The sequence below is a fragment of the Paenibacillus sp. E222 genome, assembly GCF_013401555.1.
Taxonomy (GTDB): Bacteria; Bacillota; Bacilli; order Paenibacillales; family Paenibacillaceae; genus Paenibacillus.
The window spans coordinates 3,044,192-3,065,864 of sequence record NZ_CP058552.1 but is presented as its reverse complement, the minus strand read 5'-3'; the positions used below and the strand labels follow the sequence as shown (position 1 = coordinate 3,065,864).

General features: G+C 48.8%; 16 protein-coding genes. 1 reads left to right on the top strand and 15 read right to left on the bottom strand.

What is annotated here, in order from left to right; translation table 11 throughout:
* Window positions 1-19 precede the first annotated feature (19 nt).
* The 11 genes from HW560_RS13685 to argH all read right to left on the bottom strand — a co-directional run bounded on the left by HW560_RS13685 (window position 20) and on the right by argH (window position 11,809).
* Window positions 20-1,042 carry a FecCD family ABC transporter permease gene (locus HW560_RS13685; RefSeq protein ID WP_179263486.1) on the bottom strand — a complete coding sequence of 341 codons (1,023 nt, stop codon included), beginning with the start codon at window positions 1,040-1,042 and terminating at the stop codon, window positions 20-22.
* A complete protein-coding gene (locus tag HW560_RS13680) occupies window positions 1,035-2,042 on the bottom strand; it encodes a FecCD family ABC transporter permease (protein WP_179263484.1) in 1,008 nt (335 codons plus the stop codon). Before HW560_RS13680 ends, HW560_RS13685 begins: the two co-directional genes overlap by 8 nt.
* Before the next feature lie 24 nt (window positions 2,043-2,066).
* Window positions 2,067-3,068: an ABC transporter substrate-binding protein gene (locus HW560_RS13675; RefSeq protein ID WP_179263482.1), complete on the bottom strand. Its 1,002-nt coding sequence runs from the start codon at window positions 3,066-3,068 to the stop codon at window positions 2,067-2,069.
* 117 nt (window positions 3,069-3,185) lie between these two features.
* Entirely contained in the window at window positions 3,186-4,829 is a 1,644-nt protein-coding gene (locus tag HW560_RS13670) for an AraC family transcriptional regulator (RefSeq protein ID WP_179263480.1), read from the bottom strand.
* Window positions 4,830-4,938: 109 nt separating this feature from the next.
* The gene (locus HW560_RS13665; protein ID WP_179265810.1) at window positions 4,939-5,766 is read right to left on the bottom strand and encodes an alpha/beta hydrolase; all 828 of its coding nucleotides are present in this window, start codon (window positions 5,764-5,766) and stop codon (window positions 4,939-4,941) included.
* Between the two features lie 29 nt (window positions 5,767-5,795).
* Entirely contained in the window at window positions 5,796-5,930 is a 135-nt protein-coding gene (locus tag HW560_RS33820) for a hypothetical protein (RefSeq protein WP_257031898.1), read from the bottom strand.
* A gap of 131 nt (window positions 5,931-6,061) precedes the next feature.
* Window positions 6,062-6,922 carry a carbohydrate ABC transporter permease gene (locus HW560_RS13660; RefSeq protein ID WP_179263478.1) on the bottom strand — a complete coding sequence of 287 codons (861 nt, stop codon included), beginning with the start codon at window positions 6,920-6,922 and terminating at the stop codon, window positions 6,062-6,064.
* A 25-nt stretch (window positions 6,923-6,947) separates the two neighbouring features.
* Entirely contained in the window at window positions 6,948-7,892 is a 945-nt protein-coding gene (locus HW560_RS13655; RefSeq protein ID WP_179263476.1) for a carbohydrate ABC transporter permease, read from the bottom strand.
* A 27-nt stretch (window positions 7,893-7,919) separates the two neighbouring features.
* Window positions 7,920-9,275 carry a sugar ABC transporter substrate-binding protein gene (locus tag HW560_RS13650; RefSeq protein WP_179263474.1) on the bottom strand — a complete coding sequence of 452 codons (1,356 nt, stop codon included), beginning with the start codon at window positions 9,273-9,275 and terminating at the stop codon, window positions 7,920-7,922.
* A gap of 63 nt (window positions 9,276-9,338) precedes the next feature.
* Window positions 9,339-10,283: an amidohydrolase family protein gene (locus tag HW560_RS13645; RefSeq protein WP_090903789.1), complete on the bottom strand. Its 945-nt coding sequence runs from the start codon at window positions 10,281-10,283 to the stop codon at window positions 9,339-9,341.
* 17 nt (window positions 10,284-10,300) lie between these two features.
* Window positions 10,301-11,809, bottom strand: a complete 1,509-nt coding sequence (gene argH, locus HW560_RS13640; RefSeq protein WP_257031897.1) for an argininosuccinate lyase — start codon at window positions 11,807-11,809, stop codon at window positions 10,301-10,303.
* A 231-nt stretch (window positions 11,810-12,040) separates the two neighbouring features.
* Here argH and solA point away from each other — a divergent pair, with 231 nt between their 5' ends.
* Window positions 12,041-13,207, top strand: a complete 1,167-nt coding sequence (gene solA / locus HW560_RS13635) for an N-methyl-L-tryptophan oxidase (RefSeq protein ID WP_090903790.1) — start codon at window positions 12,041-12,043, stop codon at window positions 13,205-13,207.
* Window positions 13,208-13,296: 89 nt separating this feature from the next.
* On the opposite strand, the gene HW560_RS13630 is transcribed toward solA, so the two are convergent.
* The 4 genes from HW560_RS13630 to HW560_RS13615 form a co-directional block, all read right to left on the bottom strand.
* Window positions 13,297-15,141 (bottom strand): RICIN domain-containing protein, encoded by a 1,845-nt coding sequence (locus tag HW560_RS13630; protein ID WP_179263472.1) that lies wholly within the window; start codon window positions 15,139-15,141, stop codon window positions 13,297-13,299.
* 234 nt (window positions 15,142-15,375) lie between these two features.
* Window positions 15,376-16,710 carry a glycoside hydrolase family 43 protein gene (locus HW560_RS13625; protein WP_179263470.1) on the bottom strand — a complete coding sequence of 445 codons (1,335 nt, stop codon included), beginning with the start codon at window positions 16,708-16,710 and terminating at the stop codon, window positions 15,376-15,378.
* 289 nt (window positions 16,711-16,999) lie between these two features.
* A complete protein-coding gene (locus HW560_RS13620; protein WP_257031894.1) occupies window positions 17,000-19,990 on the bottom strand; it encodes a beta-galactosidase in 2,991 nt (996 codons plus the stop codon).
* A gap of 105 nt (window positions 19,991-20,095) precedes the next feature.
* Complete coding sequence (locus HW560_RS13615; protein WP_257031893.1) at window positions 20,096-21,634, bottom strand: glycoside hydrolase family 30 protein; 1,539 nt, start codon at window positions 21,632-21,634, stop codon at window positions 20,096-20,098.
* Window positions 21,635-21,673 lie beyond the last annotated feature (39 nt).

Sequence of the window (21,673 nt, the reverse complement as noted above, 5' to 3'; positions counted from 1 at the left end):
CTGTTTCAAATCAGACTTGTTACATCCGGTTTTTGAGCAGTAAATAGATGAAATAAGGAACGCCAATAATGGAGATGACGATGCCCACAGGCAGTTCTGCCGGGGCAAACACCGTTTTGCCGATCAAATCCCCTACAACAACCATTGCCATTCCAACCAACCCGGATATCGGAATGACCCGTTTATGGTGAAGCCCCACCAGCCGCCGTGCAATATGAGGAGCGATTAACCCAACAAATCCGATGCTCCCGGATACGGCAACACAGGCACTCACGAGCCCGACGCTGCCCAGCAACAATATTTTTCTCTCCCGATGGACATCCACGCCTAGTCCCATGCTGCTGGCCTCCTGCAGCTGCATGACATCCAGCACACGGGATTTAGCCCAAAGCAACGGAATCAGCAGGACCAGCCACGGAATCATCGCCGATATGTATCGCCAGTTGGCATTATAGATGCTGCCGGTCAGCCAGACGGTTGCCATCTCAAAATCGGACGGGTTCATCTTTAGGGAAAGATAAAGCGTAATTGCACTAAAACCTGAACCGATGGCAATCCCGACCAGAATAAGCCTTTGGGAATCCAACTGACCGCGCTCCTGTGCAAACCACAAGATGAGAATAACTGCCGTTAATCCACCCAACAGGCCAAACAGTGGCATCGCCATAATGGACAACCATCCTGTACCTGTTATGGACCCATGAAACAGAAGCATAAAGAGCACCATTGCTGTTCCGGCACCTGCGTTAATCCCAAGCATGCCGGGGTCAGCCAGTGGATTGCGGGCGATGCCCTGAATAACAGCTCCGGCAATCCCGAGTCCCAGGCCAAGCAGTAATGCAATGACAATACGCGGCAGCCTGAAATCAAAAATGACCAGATCATGCTCATGGACAGGGTCCAGCCGCAATAACGTTTTGACCACATCCATCACCGATATGTCAAACGCACCGTTAGTCAAACTGATATAAACGGCTGCTGCAATGATTATTGAACTTATGAAAATGACGGCCCATAATCTTCCCCGCTGCGGTTCAGGCATGTTTTCCCCCTCCTTTGGTTTTGATCAGATAAAGGAAGAAGGGAACGCCAAATAATGCGGTGACTACTCCAATTGGTGTTTCAAACGGAGAGTTAATGAAACGACTCAGGATGTCACACCAGGCCAAAAAGAATCCGCCCAGCAGAGCGGAACACGGAATAATCCAGCGGTAATCTACCCCGAAGAGAAATCGGGTAATATGCGGAACCAACAAACCGACAAAAGCGATTTTGCCCGCCAAAGCCACAGATATTCCAGTCAGGATAACCACACTCAGTATCGATAAAGCCTTAACCCATCCGGTACGCTGCCCCAGGCTTGTTGCCACATCATCGCCCATCGAGAGAATGGTAATAGACTTGGAAAGAATGATGGCTAACGCCAGTCCCACCACAGTAAATGGAATAATCAGCTTGATCATGCCAGGGTCCATCTGATGCAATCTGGCGTTATACCAGAAACTGATCGTTTGAGACACCTGATAATAGGTAGCCGCGGCCTGAGATACACCACCGAGGAATGTACCAATAATCGTGCCCAGAATGGCAAGCCGAACAGGCGACATGCCGCCCGGCAGTAACCAGGCTATGAGAAATACCAGTCCTGCTCCAAGTGCCGATCCCACCAAAGAGTAAAATATTAGACCAAGAGATGACGTGTTCGGCATAAATACCATACATATGGTGATGACCACTACCGATCCATCGGATACCCCCATAATGGAAGGGGATGCAAGATAGTTTCTTGTCATCCCCTGCATGAGCGCACCTGACACCGCCAGAAAAGCCCCGATCAATAAAGCACCAATAACACGCGGGAGCCGTGATGACACGATGATCTGGTGATCAATGCTGTCTGTATCAAAATGGAAAATGGCTGCCGTTATGGTCGAAACGTCAATGCTCTTGGCTCCGTACATCACGGACGCCAAAATGGTAACTGCAATGAACAGAGGTGCTGCTACGAACAGCACCACCGGATTCAATCTTCTTTTTTGCATAGGAGTATACACGCCTTGCTCTAATTATTTGGATAACTGCTCAACTGCTGCTTTCAGGAATTCAATACGACTCCATGCCGGACCGCCTTCAGCCAATGGATCAATGACATTCACAAAAGCATGATTTTCCTTCAGCGCAGTTGTCTTCTGGATAATCGGGTTATTCTGCAGATCTGTCAGGGCATTCGGGGTATCTGAGTTCTCGGATGTCTCAAATTGTACAAACACATAATCCGGGTTCATCTCTGCAAACTTCTCTACCGAAAGTGCTTCCTGTGCTTTGGCTGCCTGAATCTCGGCCGGAACCTGGAATCCAAGGTCTCCATACAGAATCGGATTCACAAAGACAGACTCAGGATACACATACATTTGTCCGTTACGAATACGCACTGCCAGCACTTTTTTGTTTTCAAGTTTGTCGCCTAATTTAGCCTGGGCAGTAGTCAGAGCAGCCCTATACTGTTCAATTTCCTGTTTGGCCTGTTCCTGCTTGCCTGTCAGCTCAGCCAGCAGATTCAGGTTCGACTCCCAATCCGTAGCAATATGGGACACCTGAATAAATGGCGCAATTTTACTTAACTGCTCGGCCACTTCAGGTTTAAACTTGGTGGAACCCAAGATAATATCAGGTTTCAGGGACAAAATGGTCTCAAAGTTAGGCTCAATCTTCTGCCCAATGGACTCAGCTTGATCCGTGATAGAAGCATACATCTCCGGGAATTCGCCGCCAAAAGTAATTGCCCCTACCGGATGTACATCAAGAACCAGCGCATCCTCCATCGCTTCCATGGAACCAGTAATAACAATACGGTTAACTTCTGTTGGGACTGTGTACTCTTTATCTAAGTATTTAATGGTTCGTGTGCCTTCAGCTGCCTCAGCTGTGTCCGTTTCATTGGTCGACGCCTCGGTTCCGGTCGAAGCTGAATTCTCCGCATTCCCTGACGCGTCCTCTTTATTGCCGCACGCTCCCAATACTGCGAGCATACATATCATTACCAACCATAACCCCAATTTCTTTTTCATCTCTGGTGATCCCCCTTCAATTTCGATTATTCTAATTGAGAATAATAATCATTATTGAATGATAAACAAGAATGACGGACAGAACCATGGACTCTGTCCTGAATCTCTATGGATTTTTCACCGATAGCGATCCATCAGATCGTCCAGGATGCGTTCATTGGCGAGGGGCGAGTTCTCAAGCCAGGGATCAGCTGGGATGATAAATAACCGGTTATTCTGAACGGATTTTATATTTTGCCACAAGGAGGTTTTCTGCACATCCTCCCAGAAGGATAACGTCTCACTCTCCTGACATACCATCAGAAATATCCAATCGGTCTGCATTTCATCCAGCTGTTCCAGCATAATCGGCTCGTTATATATCTCCCCTTCTTCAATGACATGGGCTGGTTTGACTGCCAAATCTCCATATAACACTTCCAACATGGAAGGTGAACAATAACGTGTGAACTGATGTTTTAACAAACGGACAACAACTACCTTCTCGTTGCCAAGCTTTTGCTGCATCATCGTTTTGACCTGATCAACCTTATAATCATAAGTTTCCAGCCAGCTCTTGGCATCCTGCTGTGTCCCCAGATGTTCAGCCAGAATCTGAAGCTGTGATCGCCAGTTGTGATCTGAGACCGTAAGGTAATGAACCGGTGCAATACCTTCAAGCTGTGCTTTCTCCTCAGGTCGCAAGTGGTCGTAACTGATAATCAGGTCGGGCTGATGCTCCTGCAGAGCCTGAATTTTGGATTGCCATTCCATGTCAATCCGATAGGCACTCAGATGTACAGGGATGTCCTTGCCATACATTCGATAATAATACGATGTCCATTTCGGGTGCAGCGGTGCCGCATAGGGAATCATGTTCAGGGCCAGCAAATGTCCTGTAATCGCAATGTGATAGGCCGCAATTTTACGGCGGCGGCTGTTCATATATACCGAAGGGGATATTCCCATGGCTTTTTTAAATTTGCGACTGAAGTAAAATTCGTCCTGATATCCAACCTGATGAGCAATATCCCGCAGACGCATTTCAGTACCGGCCATAAGTTGTTTTGCCCGGTTAATGCGGAGTGAAGAAATATAATCAGTTGTACTCATTCCATATCTTCGCTTGAACAGGTCCACATAATATTTCGGACTCAGCCCGGCCATGCCTGCCAGATATTCCACGGTTAGATTCTCATTGGAATGCTCATCGATATAATCTTTGGTACGCTGGATCATCATCTGGGAATCTTCCTTGAGCGGAGGTGATGCTTCTGTAAGGCTTGCGAGCAATTGGAGAAACTGCACATGTGCCTGAAAATGCCCCATGGCCCTGCCACTATGCCACAGGTTGTGTATTTCTTCGCACATAAATGAGAGCTGAACGGTTGGTGACACCGCCAGCTCCTTTCCAGATCTGAACATCGGGGTATCTTTAACCACATGCAAGGTGTCAGGATCATCATGCAGCTCTTGATAAAGGTCAAACCGCATGATCGTTACTTCGGCTCCTTCATCTCCGAAAGAGGTCAGTCCAAAAGTGGATTCGGGTACACAGGAATATACGCCTTGTGCATGGATATGGATAGACCCCCGATCCAGTGTCAGTAAGGCTTCACCACCTGTGACCAAGACAAGCACATAAGACGAGGTATGCTGCTGGGGAATGTTCCAGTCCGAAGTGGATTTCATTTTCTCCATGTCACGCAATTTTATAGTCAATCTGTCGAGCAGATACGTGGAATCCACCTCTTGATTAGGGTATAAGTTAGGGGAAATCATCTATTTATAGGCCTCCATTTGATAACCATTCTCAATAACTATCATCAGTATATCAAATTTTCGGAGACCCCCGCATCTACTAGTTCTTTCATGATGGTACTCAACCCGTTCAATCTCTGGATGCAAATCGCAGTGCCCTGTTGATCAACACAGGCAATACCGAGATGTGACCTTCATCTTCAAAACAGATAAAGTCAGCGCGCACTCCACTTGCATCGCTATGGTTCAACCATTGAGTAAACGCTCGGGAGCGTTCAATCACCCCGCTGGGATGACTCCCCTCCAGTTCTCCTGCTGCAAGTAAAACATGAATTTCCGTACGGTTATCTTGCATGCGAGAAGCAAACGTCTCTTGCTGCCGGGCGATCCAGGCTGAGTTCCAATGAAGAGACGGACTACCTGCAATGTAATTTCGGTATGTTCCCGGACGTTCCAGTAACAACTGCAAAACAAATAATCCGCCCAGCGAGTGCCCCACAACGGATTGTCTGCTCCGGTCAATGGCATAGCGTCGTTCAATATCTGGCTTCAATTGTTCCTCGATAAACAGGGTGAATGCTTCAGCGCCGCCATGCTCCGGCCAAGTTGCTCCATCCGGTCTCCGGGGTAATTCTTCTTTGGGAACCGGCATCATAAAATCATAGTGTCTGTCCGGCGGAAAGGGTTCTCTGGCAGTATACCCCACACCAACAATAACTGCTGGCACAACCCCGGTCTTCTCCGGGCGTAAAGATTGTACACGCATGGCCTCAACCATCGTACCAAACACCGCATTGGCATCCAGCAGATAGATCACGGGATATCCGGAAGCTGGCGGGGCGCTCTCCGGCACCCAAACTTTGATCTCGTAATCTCTTTTGGTCTGTTCTGCACGCATGTGGTAATAGGCAGTTCCCGGCAACGTTACCTCCGGTTCTGTTCCATCTTGTCTCATCATTGGTTTCAATGAAGTATACCTCCTGGTTGCTACAGCTTTAGTCTCCGATTATATCCAAGGTCGGTCCGGCCTTCCATGGACGAATCACCCATTTCCATATGGAAAATGCACCGCTTCATTGCATGCATGGCTTTCAATTTCTCATCAAAACTGAATTTAGGCAAAAAAACTGCACCTCCATTGTTAGTCGTGTCTAACAAATGGGGTGCAGTTCACTGACGGGTAACCGGCTTTGTTTTGGTCTGTAGTGTTTTGTATTGTTTAAAAGAAATGTCTGATGCTTTTGCTATTTGAGCTATTTGAGACCCGTTGTAGCAATGCCACGAATGATCTGCTTCTGAAAGCACAGAAAGAGAACGATCAATGGCAGAACCGAAAGTGTTGCTCCAGTCATAATCTGTACCCAGTTGCTGCTGTCCTTGGCCTCGCTGGAGAAGAAAGCCATTCCGACAGGAATCGTGAACATCTCCTCACTCTGCGTAATAATGAGCGGCCAGATGAATGAATTCCAACTGCCCAGGAATGTCAGAATGCAGAGGGTGGCAAACGCTGGCCTTACCAGCGGAACAGCGATCCGAAGGAAAATGCCCCATTCTCCCATGCCATCAATTCGTGCCGCGTCCAGTAATTCCGAAGGAAGGGATTCCATGAATTGCTTCATTAGAAAAATGCCAAACCCGGATATTAAACCTGGAAACAAAATCCCCCAGTATGTGTCCATGCCGTTGAAACTACTGGATACAAGATACCATGGAATAATCAGCATTTCAGTCGGCACCATTAATGTACTCAGAATGAGTACAAAGATAACCTGTTTCCCCCAGAACGTAAATTTAGCCAAAATGTATCCCGTAATGGAATCAAACACGCAGACACTCACCGTGGCAATGACGGCTACATATAAGCTGTTCAACATCCAGCGGGGAAATGGGGTTCCCTGAAAAATGGCCGCATAATTATCCCATGTGACTCTGGAAGGGATGAGGCTTAGAGAGTAGATTTCATCCAGCGTCTTGAACGACGTCGATATCATCCATAGAAACGGAAACACCATCAACCCAAGTCCGAGGGTAAGTAAACCATAACTGATCAGTGACCCGGAACGTTTCCAGCGGAGTGTTGTTCGGGTATCGGCCCATGCGGCAGATATGCTCATGCTTGAAAAGCACCCTCCTTTCCTTTTACTCCTGTTGAAAACGGCTGCCCAGCACTTTAAGCTGAACCAGAGTCAGCATGAATATGATGACAAACAGAATGACGGTGGCTGCCGAGGCCAGACCCATATCAAAACTCTTAAAAGCCAAATTGTATATATGAAGCACAACAGATATGGTGGAGTCCAACGGCCCGCCTCCTGTCATATTCAGCACCTGGGTAAAGGATTGCAGGAACCCAATGCTTGCCATGACGACGGAGAGGAGCATAACCGGGTTCAACAGAGGGATAGTAATATGGACAAAGCGCTGCCACCCCGTGGCTCCGTCTATGGCAGCCGCCTCATAATACAATTTGGGGATGTTTTGCAGACCCGCCAGGAAAATGAGCATCTGAAACCCGATATTCTGCCATACCATCACCGCAATAATCCAGAAGATGGCCTGCGAGGGCGAATACAGGAAAGATTGCGGCCCAAGACCTAACTCTATAAATAGGGCATTTACTATCCCGTTCTTCATCAGCAGCCACCGGAATATCCAGCTTACCGCGACTACACTGGTTACATAAGGGATAAAGTAGGCCGTCCTGAACAATCCGCGCAGCTTCACCACTTGCTGGAGAAGAAGAGCCACGATTAATCCGGCAATCAACTGTGCAGGTACACCAACAACGACGTAGATTCCTGTGTTCACCAGCGACTTGAGAAATAGAGAGTCACTTAGCAACGTCGCATAATTATCAAAGCCCACAAAGGGTTTATCCGGTGACAGCATGCCCCATTCGCGAAAGCTTACGTTAAAGGAATACAGAATCGGTAAGATACGGATGACTACAAAATAGAGCAGCGGAATCAACAAACCGCCATAAATGAATAACCGCTGTTTATGTCTGTAATTGAGTCTTCCTATTCCCGATCCGAACCATAAACGCCGTTTCGGCCGCGAAGGAATCACCCCGGTAGTCCTCATAGCTGCACAGCCTCCTTGAATGAGAACTTATTTTTTCTTATCCTGTTTCGCCCAGTAGTCGTCATAGAGCTTCTGGGTTTTGGCCACCAGATCATTGAAGGCCTGTTCTTCCGGCACATGATTAAGAAGCACCTCATCCACAGCGTTCACAAACAACGTACGCTCCTGCGTCTCATCAATGAAAAAGTGGGCGTTAGCATCGTTCAGTTGAGAGATAAAAGGGCCAAGCAGCGGGTCATTCACATACTTATCCTGAAGAGCCACTTCTTTCTGTGCGGGAAGTTCACCGACCTTCTCCACCCATTGTTCCTGAACACCCTTGCTGATCAAAAACTGTAAAAAGGCCGTAGCTGCTTCCAACTTCTCTCCGGTAACATTGGCTGGAATCGCATTAGCCCAGAATGAAGCCTGTGTGGATTTTCCTTTATAACCTGGCAGCGGGGCGACAGCAAAATTCAAATCGGGAGTGTCTTTTTTGATAGATCCCAATCGATATGAACCATCCACGTTAATTGCGGCATGGCCGGTTTTGAATGCATTGGCATCATCGGTGTAAAAGCCGTTAATACCCACCTTATGCACGGTTGCAAAATCAACCAGATACTTGAATGCTTCAAGCCCTGCGGGTGTATCATTCCACAGGATTTTCCGACGATCCTCGCTTGTATCCTTGCCTCCCGCTTGATATAACAATCCATCTCGGAACCAGTGATGAAGTTGGGAACCCGGTTCCCACGCGAAACCCTCTGTCACCAACTGGCCGTTTTTGTCCGTTTCCGTTAATGCCTTGGCATCCGAGACAAGCTCTTCCCAAGTCGTCGGCGGTTTCTCGGGATCAAGTCCAGCCTTGGTGAACAAGTCCTTGTTATAAAACAACCCCAGCGTTCTCACGCCTGTAGGCAGAGCATAATAGCTTCCATTTAATTTGGCTGTATCCACAAAAGGGAAAAATGCCTCGGCGATGCCCGGAAAGCTGCTTTCAGGCAGCGGCTGTAAATAACCGGATTGCACATATTTTGGCAGCCAGCCGTAATACAGATTGATGACATCCGGTCCTTTTCCGGCGGGAACAAGTGTAGCAACCTTTTGATTGTACTGGTCGTATGGAAAATTGGTTTGTTTGACTTTGATGTTAGGATGTTCAGTCTCAAATTCCTGGATTAAGGTATTGATCAGTTCAACCTTGGCTGGAAATTCGTACTGCCAGTACTCAATCGTGATGGGCTCTTTCTCCGTCTGAACACTCGAAGCTGTTACAGCTGCTGAACCAGACTCTTCGGATGGCTTGGCTGAACAAGCTGTTATGCTCAATAAGAGTAAACCTGCAATCAAAAATTGCAGGGTCTTGCTTGGCCTGAATGAAAAATAACCGGATTCCGTCAAGTGAAGCCACTCTCCCCTCTTTTTCCAACAAAAGTGTTATAACCCGTTCTCTATCTCCTTGACTTACGCGTTGGTGGAACCAACGGCTTTATCAACAGGCAGCTTCAACAGATGTCTTGCGTTATTTCCGAAGATGAGTTCAATGTCCGCTTCAGGGAAGCGAAGTTCACGGCATACACGCACCTGATCCTGCAAATAACGATAAGGATAACCACGCGGAAATCCGCTCGCATCCGTTCCAAAGATGATTCGCTCCGGACCCAACAGTTCGTAGGTTTTGCGGAATAACGTCTCCAGGTTCAGCTCATAGGGCATCCAGCGTACCCACTGATTGGAACCCGATGTGTCGATGTAGACGTTAGGGCAGCTCCAGCTTAGATGGAGCAGTTCCTGGAAGTACCCTGCGCCAAAATGAGGGATGATGAACGGAATATCCGGATAGGCACGGGCCGTGTTAAAGATGGCAAGCGGATTGATGTTGGGATGATGAACGATGCCTCCGGCATGACCAAGCATGCCAAAATGAATCAGCACAGGCAGACGCCGCTCTGCAAGAAATGTCCACACCGGATCGAGCGAAGGGGAGTCAAAGGGAATCTGGGTGAGAGGACCAAATAGCTTGTATCCTCGCAACCCGAGCTCATCAACCGCCCGACGCAACTCGGTGGATGCATCTTCATTTTCAATGGAATGATAAGCGAAGCCGGTAAACCGATCCGGGTATATGGATATTTGTTCAGCCAGATTGTCATTATCCAGAGCCGTCAGAAAGTTAAGTCCAGCAATATTGTATTTGTCCAATTCATCTACCCACCGTTCGATTAACGGCCGTGCTGCTTCCTCTCCCTGCTCCTCCACCGCCGGGAAGTCCCAGGTTAGTCGCATTCGCTCACTTCGTTCCTTGCCATATCGCGTCACCAATTCATGGTTTTTATATGAGGAAAGCAAAAGTTTATAGGGCAGGTGGGCATGGATATCAAAAACTCGAAAGTCGGGATTGGAGAACATTGTTTTGCTCCTTCCGTTTAGGTTTGGTTAAGCCAGCCGTTTAGAATTAAATCCAGATTCGCATCTACGGAACGGAGTTTATTGGTGGTGCCAAGATTCCATTGTTCCTGTGTGTCAAGACGGAGCGCTTGAGCCTCCAATGCTCTTGCCACTTCTTCCGGATTCGGTCCACCACGCACATGCCGAATGTGTACAAAATGCTCAGGGGATATTGCTTCCTCTAATTGCTCAAAGGTTAGGGCAAGCGGCTTGGCGGCAATTTCCTGCACCGCTGTGTTCACAACCTCCCAGTTCAATCCCGAAATGGAAATACCGGATTCCGTCAGCTGTGTTACAATGCGGCTCACGATGGAATGAGCTTGTCTAAACGATAATCCTTCTGTGCGGACCAGCGTATCTGCAAGTTCGGTAACCGTAGCGAAGCTATGCTCTGCCCGTTCCCGCAGCAATGACACATTGACCTTAAGGGTATCCATCACTTCGGACAGCAAGCGATATACGGATTCAAGCGTATTCAGACTTCTCCATACATAGGGCTGCATATCATCTTCGGTATCTACAATGTCGCCAAAGGGCGTGTTATGCATCATGTTAAGCGCAGTTGCTGCATCCCCTTTGGCACTCGATAGCAGTGACCGGGCATGTTCAATCGATACCGGATTCCGTTTTTGCGGCATGATGGAACTAATCTGAACGTAAGGGGCAGCTACAATTAATGCACCATATTCCTGTGTGCACCATAACAGCAGATCCTGAACAAAACGTCCCAGATTGATAGCTGCCAGTTGGGCTACAGAGGCGGCTTCACCTGCATAATCCACACCGCTGACGGCATCATAGGCATTCTCAATCATGCCATCAAAGCCGAGCAGTTCTGCGGTCCGGTCTCGACAGACTGGAAATCCAGAAGTGGTGAGAGCAGCCGCACCAAGACTGCTGCGATTGCAGCCAGTATAGGCGGATCTCAACCGATTAAGATCCCGTTCAAGGGAATCGCTAACGGCACAGATGTAGTGGGCAAGTGTTGTCGGCTGGGCTTGTTGGGTGTGCGTGTGAGCAATCATGAGGGTATCGATATGACGTAATGCAAATTCTCTTAGGCTTCGATGTAATGATAGCCCTGAGGAGATCGTTGAGTTCAGCTTCTCCCTCAGAACCATACGATACATGGCGATTCCCATATCGTTTCGGCTTCTGGCTAAATGCAGATTCCCGACAGAGGGTCCGCCAAGCTTCTCTAGTTCAACTTCAACTTGGTAGAACAAATCTTCAACGTGGGGGGAATATTCGCTCGTTCGGAGCCCATCCACATCCAGACTTTGTATAACCGAAGCGATGTGGCATGCCTCTTGCTCCGGAATGATGTGTTGTTCACGGAGCATAATCAGATGTGCTTTGTTTACGGCCATCATGGGGTTCAGAAGATGCTGTGTGGCCTGGTTATAGGCGGGTTCAAGTACAATTTCGGCATAGGTTTGACTGGGAAAACCAGACGTTTGTGTTGGATTCGTTGACGTTGACTTCACCTTCCTTGCTCTTCATCTGAATATACAGAGACCTGTAATACCGACTAATCAGGTCGGAATGTTTAGTTCAAAACTCTACCACTATTTTGATATACATACAACTTTATCCTTAATCAAAATTTTCTATTGTCGTATCGGCTTTCTCTATAACCTGTTCTATTGACTGCTGTAGATTTGAAGACTAGATTATCCTGTATAAGATTGGTCTGTGAAAAATAAGCGGAGGGAGGGATGGTTATATCCCATTCCTATGATGTCATTATCGTTGGAGCCGGATCGATGGGCATGAGTGCAGGTTATTATCTTGCGCGCAGTGGATTAAAAACGTTGCTGATTGATGCCTTTGATCCTCCCCATTCGGAAGGCAGCCATCACGGAGAACCACGGCTTATTCGCCATGTGTACAGCGGGGGACCTGACTATATAGCGATGGCACTTCTGGCGCAGGAACTGTGGGAAGAACTGGAGGATACTACCGGGGCCAAATTGCTTGTACGTTCGGGTGTCTTGAATGTAGTTGACCCGGACATTCATTCTTTTCACAATCGTTTAACCCATGCTGACGATGCGGGGATTCGGTATGAAACCTTGCGCGCAACCGAGATTATGAAACGCTGGCCAGGCATTGAAGTCCCTGAACATTACGAGGGAATGTATGAGCCTGATGCAGGATATTTGTTCAGTGAACGCTGCGTGCTTGCCTTCCGTCAGGCAGCCGAAGCATCGGGTGCCACTCTCTTAACGCATACACGTGTGGAACATATCGAGTGCAGCGCAGATTCTGTTGGAGTCATCACATCTGCTGGCGAAACGTATTATGCGAACCAGGTCATTCTCAGTGCCGGAGCATGGTTTCAGACGCTGAAACCGTTCGTGAACCTTCCCATTCGAGCTGTACGCAAAACCGTGGGATGGTTCGATGCACCGGAGGCATTGTTCGCCGAGGATCACTTTCCCGGTTTCACGCTGGCTGGAAAAGAAGGCGGATATTATGGATTTCCGAGCATTGACGGGTCGGGTCTGAAGATTGGACGTCACGATACGGGGCGGGAGTGGACACCAGGGAGTACACTGGCTCCATTTGGCTCTGATGAGACGGATGAGGGTGATCTGCGAAGATTGCTTGAACTTCGGATGCCACTGGCAGCCGGAAGGCTGAAGCGTGGTGCGGTATGCAAATACGAGTTCACACCGGATGAAGATTTTATTATCGACCGTCACCCTGCCCATAACCATGTATGGCTGGCAGGCGGATTTTCCGGTCATGGCTTCAAATTTGCAAGTGCAGTGGGCAAACTATTGTCTGACTTGGTGCAAACAGGACATACGGATCAGGATATCGGCCGATTTGCCCTTTCCCGATTTGGTAGCATATTTCAGGGTGATCTCCTTTCTTGAACCGTGCCATGTGGTATAGCGCGCCATGTTTCAAGAAAGGAGTACCATGAACCAAGTCTAATCCAAATAAACAGGCCGCACAGTCATTTCTAATTCACTTTGACCAGGCTCCATTGCTGATTAGCCCCGCCATTGTCTTCCCATTGAATGGTCGAGGCACCGGCGGTTGTGGAGCTCTGGTTGATATCAACGGTTAAGCCGCTATTGCGATTCACGAGCACAAGATATCCTCCGACATCCACCGGTAACCACTGTTGATTGTTGCCCCCGTTATCCTGCCACTGAATCAAGGCTGCGCCTCCTTGAGTAGAGCTCTGATTCACGTCCAGCAGCAGACCACTGCCTACGTTACGGATTTTATAATAACCGTTGCCCGCAGACTCCAGCTTCCATTGTTGGTTGGCCGCGCCATTGTCGTTCCACTGGATGATCGTTGCACCCCCGGCAGTGGAAGCCCCATTCACATCCAGAGCGAGACCACTGTTCCGATTGATCAGCTTATAGATCGCCCCGGATTCATATCCTGTGCTGCCATTATACGTCGCGCCGGATATGACATAGGTCGTAACCGAGCCCGCTTTGGCGGTCGCTGTAAACTTTTTATTCTGAAGGTTGATGTTGGTCAATTGCTGCAACTTCTCCGTAGAGGATGTCCGGTGCACTTGAGCCGACGATCCAACACTTGTAAACTGACTCAAATCATACGTCACCGTTGTATCACTCGAATCCGAATTGGTAGTCACCAGCACCACTTTACCTGAAGCAGCATCATAGGCGGCAAGTGTATTGGCATCACTCATGCCAATGATCTTGAATCCAGGACGAATAAACTTGCTGTAGTTGCCCATGACATAATATTTCTGATTCACGGTGTAGTTGGTCGTTTGCGTGTTATTCAGTACGTTTTTGAAAAATCCCCAGCCATCCGCACTATCTACGGCCTGCCAGTACACCCAAGCACTCGCCCCCATGTTGCGTATATCCTTAAGGATCGTGCGGGACATTGTTAGTCCGCTGGCATCTCCGTCTCCATATTCTGAGGTCCAGAGATGTTTCCCCGCAGAAGTCGCTGTATTCCGCAATGATGCACGATTGCTTCCGCCATAGGTATGTGTGTTAATCTGACTGATCGCAGACTTCACTGCACTGCTGTAACTGTTGAAGGAAGTGGCTGTGTCATCCAGACTGTATTCTTCTGGCGCGCTCAGCTTCGTGGATAATCCCTTGGCATTGAGCGAGGCTTGCAGCTGACTCAGAATCGTGTTCTGGTCTGCCCGATCAAAGTGCATGCCCTCCTGATCGTTGCCCTGCTTCCACCAAGTAGAGATGGGTTCATTGAGCGGCGTTACGGTGTCGAACGTGATGCCCCAATTATCTCTGAAATGCTTCACGACCTCTGTGAGATAATCAGCAAAATCATCATAGTAATCGGGCTTGAGATTGTTGCCACCATTCGCGGCACCGGACACATTTCCACTAATGGTCATCCAGTAAGGTGCCGAGTTCGCAAAGGCTTCAAAGACGTTGACTCCATATGATTTGGCGGCTTGGAGCATATAACGCTGATTGGCATCTGCATTCCAGTCATACACACCCGGGGAAGGCTGATATCCCGGCACGGCTTTGCGATATTCCAGAACATTTGACGAAGGATTATCGCCGCCTCCAATGTTGTAACGCAGGACGTTCAGACCTAGTCCGGTTGTTGGGCTAAACATCTTTTCCACATATTCATCCCGATTGGAGTACTCTCCGACCACTTTCCCCCACCAGGCAAGGGACGTTCCCCAACCTTCGATGGTCTGATATTGCTTCGAGGGATCAGCGGTGGCTGTATAAAAACCCGCAGCGGAAACTTCTGAGCCAAGACCCAGACTGCCTGTCAGCAACCCTCCTGCCAGCAGCAGGGTGCCCAATCGTTTCAACCAGTTCATTCGATTCACTCCTTATGAATTTACACTTGCACTCCGATGTCAGAACAACTTTCCCCGGATTTTCCCTTTTAAATAATATTAAAAAATCTGGGGCCTACGCTTCCGATGCAGCTTTCTTTTAGAAAGCTTTTAGGCGCACGCTTCGCTTCTTCAAGTTATTTCTGACCTCTCCGTTATCGTGTAAATAGTGTAAAAAGTTTAACTTATTTATATCTCCTTAAACACGAACACCAATTATGGTGCAACCTCTCGGAAGGTCGCGTCTGACTTATCGAGTGCGGTAACGACAGCTTCCAATTTCAGCACATTATTGTAATGTCTAAGATACAAATTCGGGTTGCTGAAAGAAGCGTAAGATGTCCAGCTGGCGTTTGCGAGTCCACTCACTCGTTTGAACGTGGCATCATTGCTGAAGGCTGCGCTGCCGTCATTTTTCACCAGCACGATTGCACCGTTATTGTTGCGCAGATAATAACCCGGATAATTCATGGCCTCAAACGAAATTCCTGCGTTATTCGACAGACCGGGCACGATTCGGAACTGTGCGTCCTCTGCGGGACTGACACTGGCATCGATTCGGGCCACATAGTTGTAATGGCGAATGAAGCTGCCTGGCACATTATAGGACTCCAGCTTGCGGATATCGCCAGGCTGTCCGGTTTCTTTCAGGACGGTCATATGCCGGACGAGTCCAGTCAGACCGGCAAGCTCCTGCTTTGCACTCCAGGTCTGAAACCCGTCTACAGAGTCGCTGTAATAATATTTTTGTGCAGAGTAACCATCAAAATAGATTCGCCAGGAACCGTTATCCAGCTGGACAAGCGCAGGTCCCTCTACCCAGGAGCCCCAGCCTGCCCAATCCCCTGTCCCTTTGAACGTGTAAGGTCCGGTGAGGGAAGCAGCTGTAGCATATTCGATATACTTGGTGGTCTCATTCTTGGTGAAAGCGTGATAGGTTGAGCCGGTCTTGACGATGAAGGTATCGATGTAGTTGGGTGCAATGCCTGCAAGCTCTGTGGCAGCAGACCATGTTGTGGAAGACAGGGTTGAATTGGTCGCCGTGATGACATAAGGTTTGAAGTTTTCATAGTTGCCTGGGGAGATGGACACGATGATGTTCAGACTGCCGTTGCTGTCTTTGAACCATTCCGGTGCCCAGGTATGTGCAATCGTGGTGGGTGCAGATAGGGTAATATTGCGGACAAACGTCCAATTCACCTTATCTGTACTGGATGCGATGCCGATCGTATTGCCTGACCAGTTCGTGGTATAAACGACATAATACAGCCCATCCGTATGCTTCATGATGCTGGGATCACGGATCAGATTGGCCGGGGGTGTATAGGCAGGCCCTTTAAGCAAACCGTAATTAGTCGCATTGTAGGATTCGTAGATATACAAATTGGATTCGCTCGTATTGGTAAAAGCCGAAATCGTGTAAACACTTGTTGCTGCTCTGGCTGTATTCGGGAACAACGTGATGAATAGAAGCAATGCTCCAAGCAGCATGATCATGCCAGACTTACAAGTTTTGAATAATCTTGTGCTCCACCTTTTCCTTGTGTACATGGGTCATCTCCTTATCCAAAATGTGTGACAGGCATACCTTTTTGCCAAACATCACCCCTCTCACAGATCACGTAGCCATATAACACCTTCGTTATGTAAACGGTTTCAACAAACGATACAAGCTATCCTCGTCGTCCATTCCCCGTGCAAGAGCTGCCCGGAGGTTCAGAATCTATAGATTCAATCAACCGAGCAGCCTCCACAAGGAGAACAAATACGACGAGCTAGAACAGGACACGACTGATCAGAACAAACTATTTTCCATTATACAGGTACAATTAAAGGCGAACTATTCGACCACAACCCATGGATACTGGGACAGGTTATCATACAAGAAACGCACCCGTTCTGGCGTTCGGCCTTCCTCATCAAATAACAGCAATTCATTCTCATCCTGCAGCCAGGATACCGGAATTTTGTAATCCTCTTGCGGACCGATCTGCCAATAACGGCCCAGATGGTGCCCGTTCAGATGAAGTGTTCCCTTGCTCATCCCGGTAAGACGAAGCATCAGGTTCACTCGGAAGTGTTCCGGCACAGCTGACTTGGAGAAGCGCCACCGGTACCAGACGGGTTGACCGTACGAATCATTTCCCACAGAGATGGCATTCCAATTGCCACTATAATCCGCATCCTGCCGATAGGTATGGAGATGACCTGAATTGTTCGGTGGCTCATATAATCCCCATTGTCGTGGAAGCAAAGCATCCGTACCTGCCATGCGCCAATCCTGCAGCTCATCTTCACTCCGGTACAGGATCAGTTCCAGCCGGTTCAGCGGCGTTCTGCTATAAGGCATCTCCAGTGTATTGATCTCTCCAGGCCGCAAGTAAAGGGAAAGATCCAACGTGGTGAACGAAAACCAGTCCTGATACCCTTCCATTGGCACATCCATGCCATTCATGCGCAATCCCTGGCTCACCGCTCCAACGAGAATCGCACGGTCCATGCCATCCAGCGTAAAGCTTCTGCTCAGAAGCGGGGCCTCCTCAAGATGATTCACTTCATCGAGATGCACCACCCCATGCTCCGCATGCCAATTCCGGCGTATGTCCTGAGCGGAACCACCGATGTACACAGATCCTGTCAGACCTTTGCTTTCACCCAAATATGGAGAAAAATTCAGCCTGCCCATATGCTGTACCAGCACCTGAAGTGTATTCTTTCCTTTCGTCGTCTGCACCTGAACCCCCGCTGCACCAACTTGACGAACCAATGCCTGTTCCACACGATTAACATATATTCTGGCCGTGTCCTGGAGATCCGGCAGAATAAGGGTGGTGATTCCATCCACCGAACGGTCGAAATCGCACTCGTATAACAGATACCCGAAATCCTGTCCGTACTGGGAAAAATGCTCTGGTTGACCACTCGAAGTACGCTGTTCCGCTGTTAATGTCACACGAGACAACTCTGGGGAATCCGACAGTTTCGGTGGCATAGGCAGCGTGGTGAACAGATCATGCTGAATTGCTGCGGATGACTTCTGAACATGTTCATCCTCTATACTGCCCTGTGAATCGTTTGCTTCTCCGTATACGAACTCACGTCCAGTCAACGACCGTTCACCATCCGCCCAGCTGCCGAGAAGCAACATATTCCGATTCGGATCAGAGATCATACCTGTGACCTGCCCGGATAGGGAGACATCTACATCATCGAATCCGATTGCGTAACGCAGCTGATTCGGCCCTCCCTTTCCATTGATTCTCCACGTGCGATCCATCGTTTCCTTGTCCAGAACCACGAACCGAATGGGGACACCACTCGCCTCCAGATGAATGATGCCTGGCTCACGGAAATGTACCAGTTCGAAGCGATAGGCTCCGTTTAACTGATCACGTTCAACCAATACTTGCATGCTGCTGCCCTGTACATTCAAGACGTTCGTCTCAAGTTCCACAACCGAACGCTGTCCCGCTTCCGCAACGATGAACAGTGTCAATTCTCCATTCACCACTTCATTGCCCGTAATCATCGTGCCACCTGTCAGGTATACATTCTCGGCAATTTCTACCCTGTCCAGTATCGGAATAATCTGCCCCGGGTTCAGGGCAACGGGAAGTGTCCGGCCTTCCTCCAGCGTGACGTGAAACGTCTCCCGCTCATCCTTGTGACTCTCCAAGAACCATATCTTCTCGCTGCCTTTAGATCTGCCTCGTACAGAGATGCCTTGTGGATGACGTACCTTGATCTGCTCTGATGGTACTTCCTCCGTCTCCATCAGCAATGCGCCAAATGCATGGACAAAATAGGATAACGTCTTCGCTACAGCATACTTGGCCGTTGCCCGCCCGTACTCGTTAAGCGGCGCATCATAATCGTAGGAGGTAATCATGAAAATATCGCTGCTGCCCACGGTTCTGCCACCGTATCCGCCAAAGTTGGTTCCGCCGTAGAACATGTAATGACTGATTCCGGTATAACCGGTGCGAAGAATTTCCATCATACGTTTCTCAAACAGTGACGCCGTCTTCTGAATGGCAGAAGGGCCACCCCAATTCTCAAACCATCCCGTCCAAAATTCCGTAACGAGCTTCGGTGTATCCGGCTGCTTCTCCCGAAGCTTCGCATAATGCCCGTCAGCCCCTGACCAGAAGTTGGCCCCTTCAATCGTGCCCTCCGCACCACCTACACAGGTGATAAGCGGAACGTCGATCCCTCGCTGAAGCAGGCTGTCCCGAAGATGGTTCATATGGGCACTTGCTGCTGCATCATCCATCAGATACCCGTATTCGTTCTCGACCTGTACAAGAATAACAGTGCCTCCGGCAGATAGCTGGCGCTCACGAATGATTGGAATGATCCGGTCAAAATACAGCTCTACAAAATGCAGATAAGCTTCATTATTTTGTCGGAACTTGATTCCCTGCTTCGTTTCCAGCCAATACGGGAAGCCGCCGAAATCCCATTCTGCGCAAATAAACGGACCTGGCCTCGCGATAACGTACATACCCAACTCTGCACACAGGTCCAGAAAGGCTCCACAATCATTGTCTCCTTCAAACGACCATTGCCCTTCCTCCGGCTCATGCACGTTCCAGGCAAAATAGGTATCAATGCAATTCATGCCGGCCAGCTTTGCCTTCATTAGAACCTCCCGCCATTCCTCCCTTGGCATACGGAAATAATGAATGGTGGCACTGTTCAGAAATACTCGCTCTCCATTCATGATGAAGCTGCGCTGATCGTAAGTCAGTTCAGAACGAACGCCGTGCTCAGCCCTCGTCTGTGTATTCTTCTCCTGCTCCTGAAGCAAAAGGGATGTTTTCTCTGTCAAAGATAAGCCCTCCTTCTCTGTGTTTGAGTTCATCACTGCGTTGACAGAACAACCTTCCAATCGCTGTTATCCCCAGATTTTTTTGATTCCTATTTCAATAGGCCCTCAGTTCGCCTGCAACGTTACACCTTCCAATACTACGGTGGTGATGGAATTGTCCGCAGTCGATACTTCCAATCCATTGGCATACACCGGAACATCTTCAAGCTGCTCCATATTGCGATCCGGCGACGTCTGATAAACCTGTGCTGTAAAAGTACTGCTGTGGTCAAACGCCTCCAGTTCAAATGCTGTAGTTCCGGCAGATAACTCATTGCGAATAACCAGTACCAGTCTTTGATTAGCTGCATCATAGGCAGCCAGTGTTCGCCCATCATCTGTTGGAATAATCGTTGCGCCTGGACGGATGAACTTCGTAAACTGGGCCATGCCATAATACTGTTTGGTCATCTCGTACTGCTCTTCTCCATTAAAATTCGCATGAATGAAGCCCCAGTTATTGTTGGCACCTTCATCTTCAACGGCCTGCCAATACACCCAGGCAGAAGGCTGCATGATTTTCAGATCGAACATGATGCGCTCCGCGAGCTCCTGCACGGAAGTCATATCTTCATGATTATGCGGTTCACTGCCACCTGTCCCATACTCGGACATCCACAGTTTCTTGCCATATCGCTCGGCTAACGTGCGAAGCTCTTCCATTTTGCTACCATTATAGGAGTGGGTGTTAATCTGGTCGATCACATCGAGCGTATCCTGATCATAGAGGCTGAAATTGTGCACCGTCTCGTCAATGCTATTATCGTCCGCAGCACTGATGACCGTACCGTCCAGCCCTTTACTTTTGAGCGATGCCGCAACCTTCTTGATAATCTCGGCTTGTTTGTCATTGGTAAAATGACTGCCTTCCTGCATGTTGCCTTTCTTCCACCAGTCCGAGGAAGGTTCATTGAGGGGGTCAAGTGTACGGAACGTAATGCCCCACTCATCGCGATAATGCTTCACGACCTCGGTTAAATAATCGGCAAACGCATCATATTGATCCTCTCGCAGATTGTTGCTACCATCTACAGCACCCGTGACCGAGCCGCTGATCGTCATCCAGTAAGGGGGTGAATTGGAGAACGCTTCAGCAATGTTGACCCCACGTTCCAGAGAGCCCTGTAATACAGCTCGCTGTCCTGCATCTGCCTCCCAGTCCCACACGCCGGGTTCAGGCTGGAAGCCGGGAACATCTCCTCCGGGCCGAAGCGCCTTCATGTCGGGGTTCTCCTCACCACCAATATTGTAGCGAACAATGTTCAGGCCTAGTCCTTTCTGAGCATCAAACACCAGATCCATGACTTCACTGACCTTTGCTTGATCCTTCCACCCTCCAAGATCGTTGGCCCACCACGCGAGCGACGTGCCCCAGCCTTCAAAATGATCATAGGATTGCTCCAGCTTCAGATGTACCGGCTCACCTTGGAATGCAAGTGTTTTGGATGATTCATTGGCAAAATGATTGATGATAATTCCTCCTCCCACGAGCAGCGCGGCCAGGGCCACACCCATCAGGATGTAGCTCCGGCTGCGCCACCTGCGCTGCTTGTGATGATTGTTGTCATTGTTGTCATGGTTGAAATGATCCTTGTTGTTATTCATAATTCATGCAGCCCTTTACCGATGTGCGATGTAGACGGT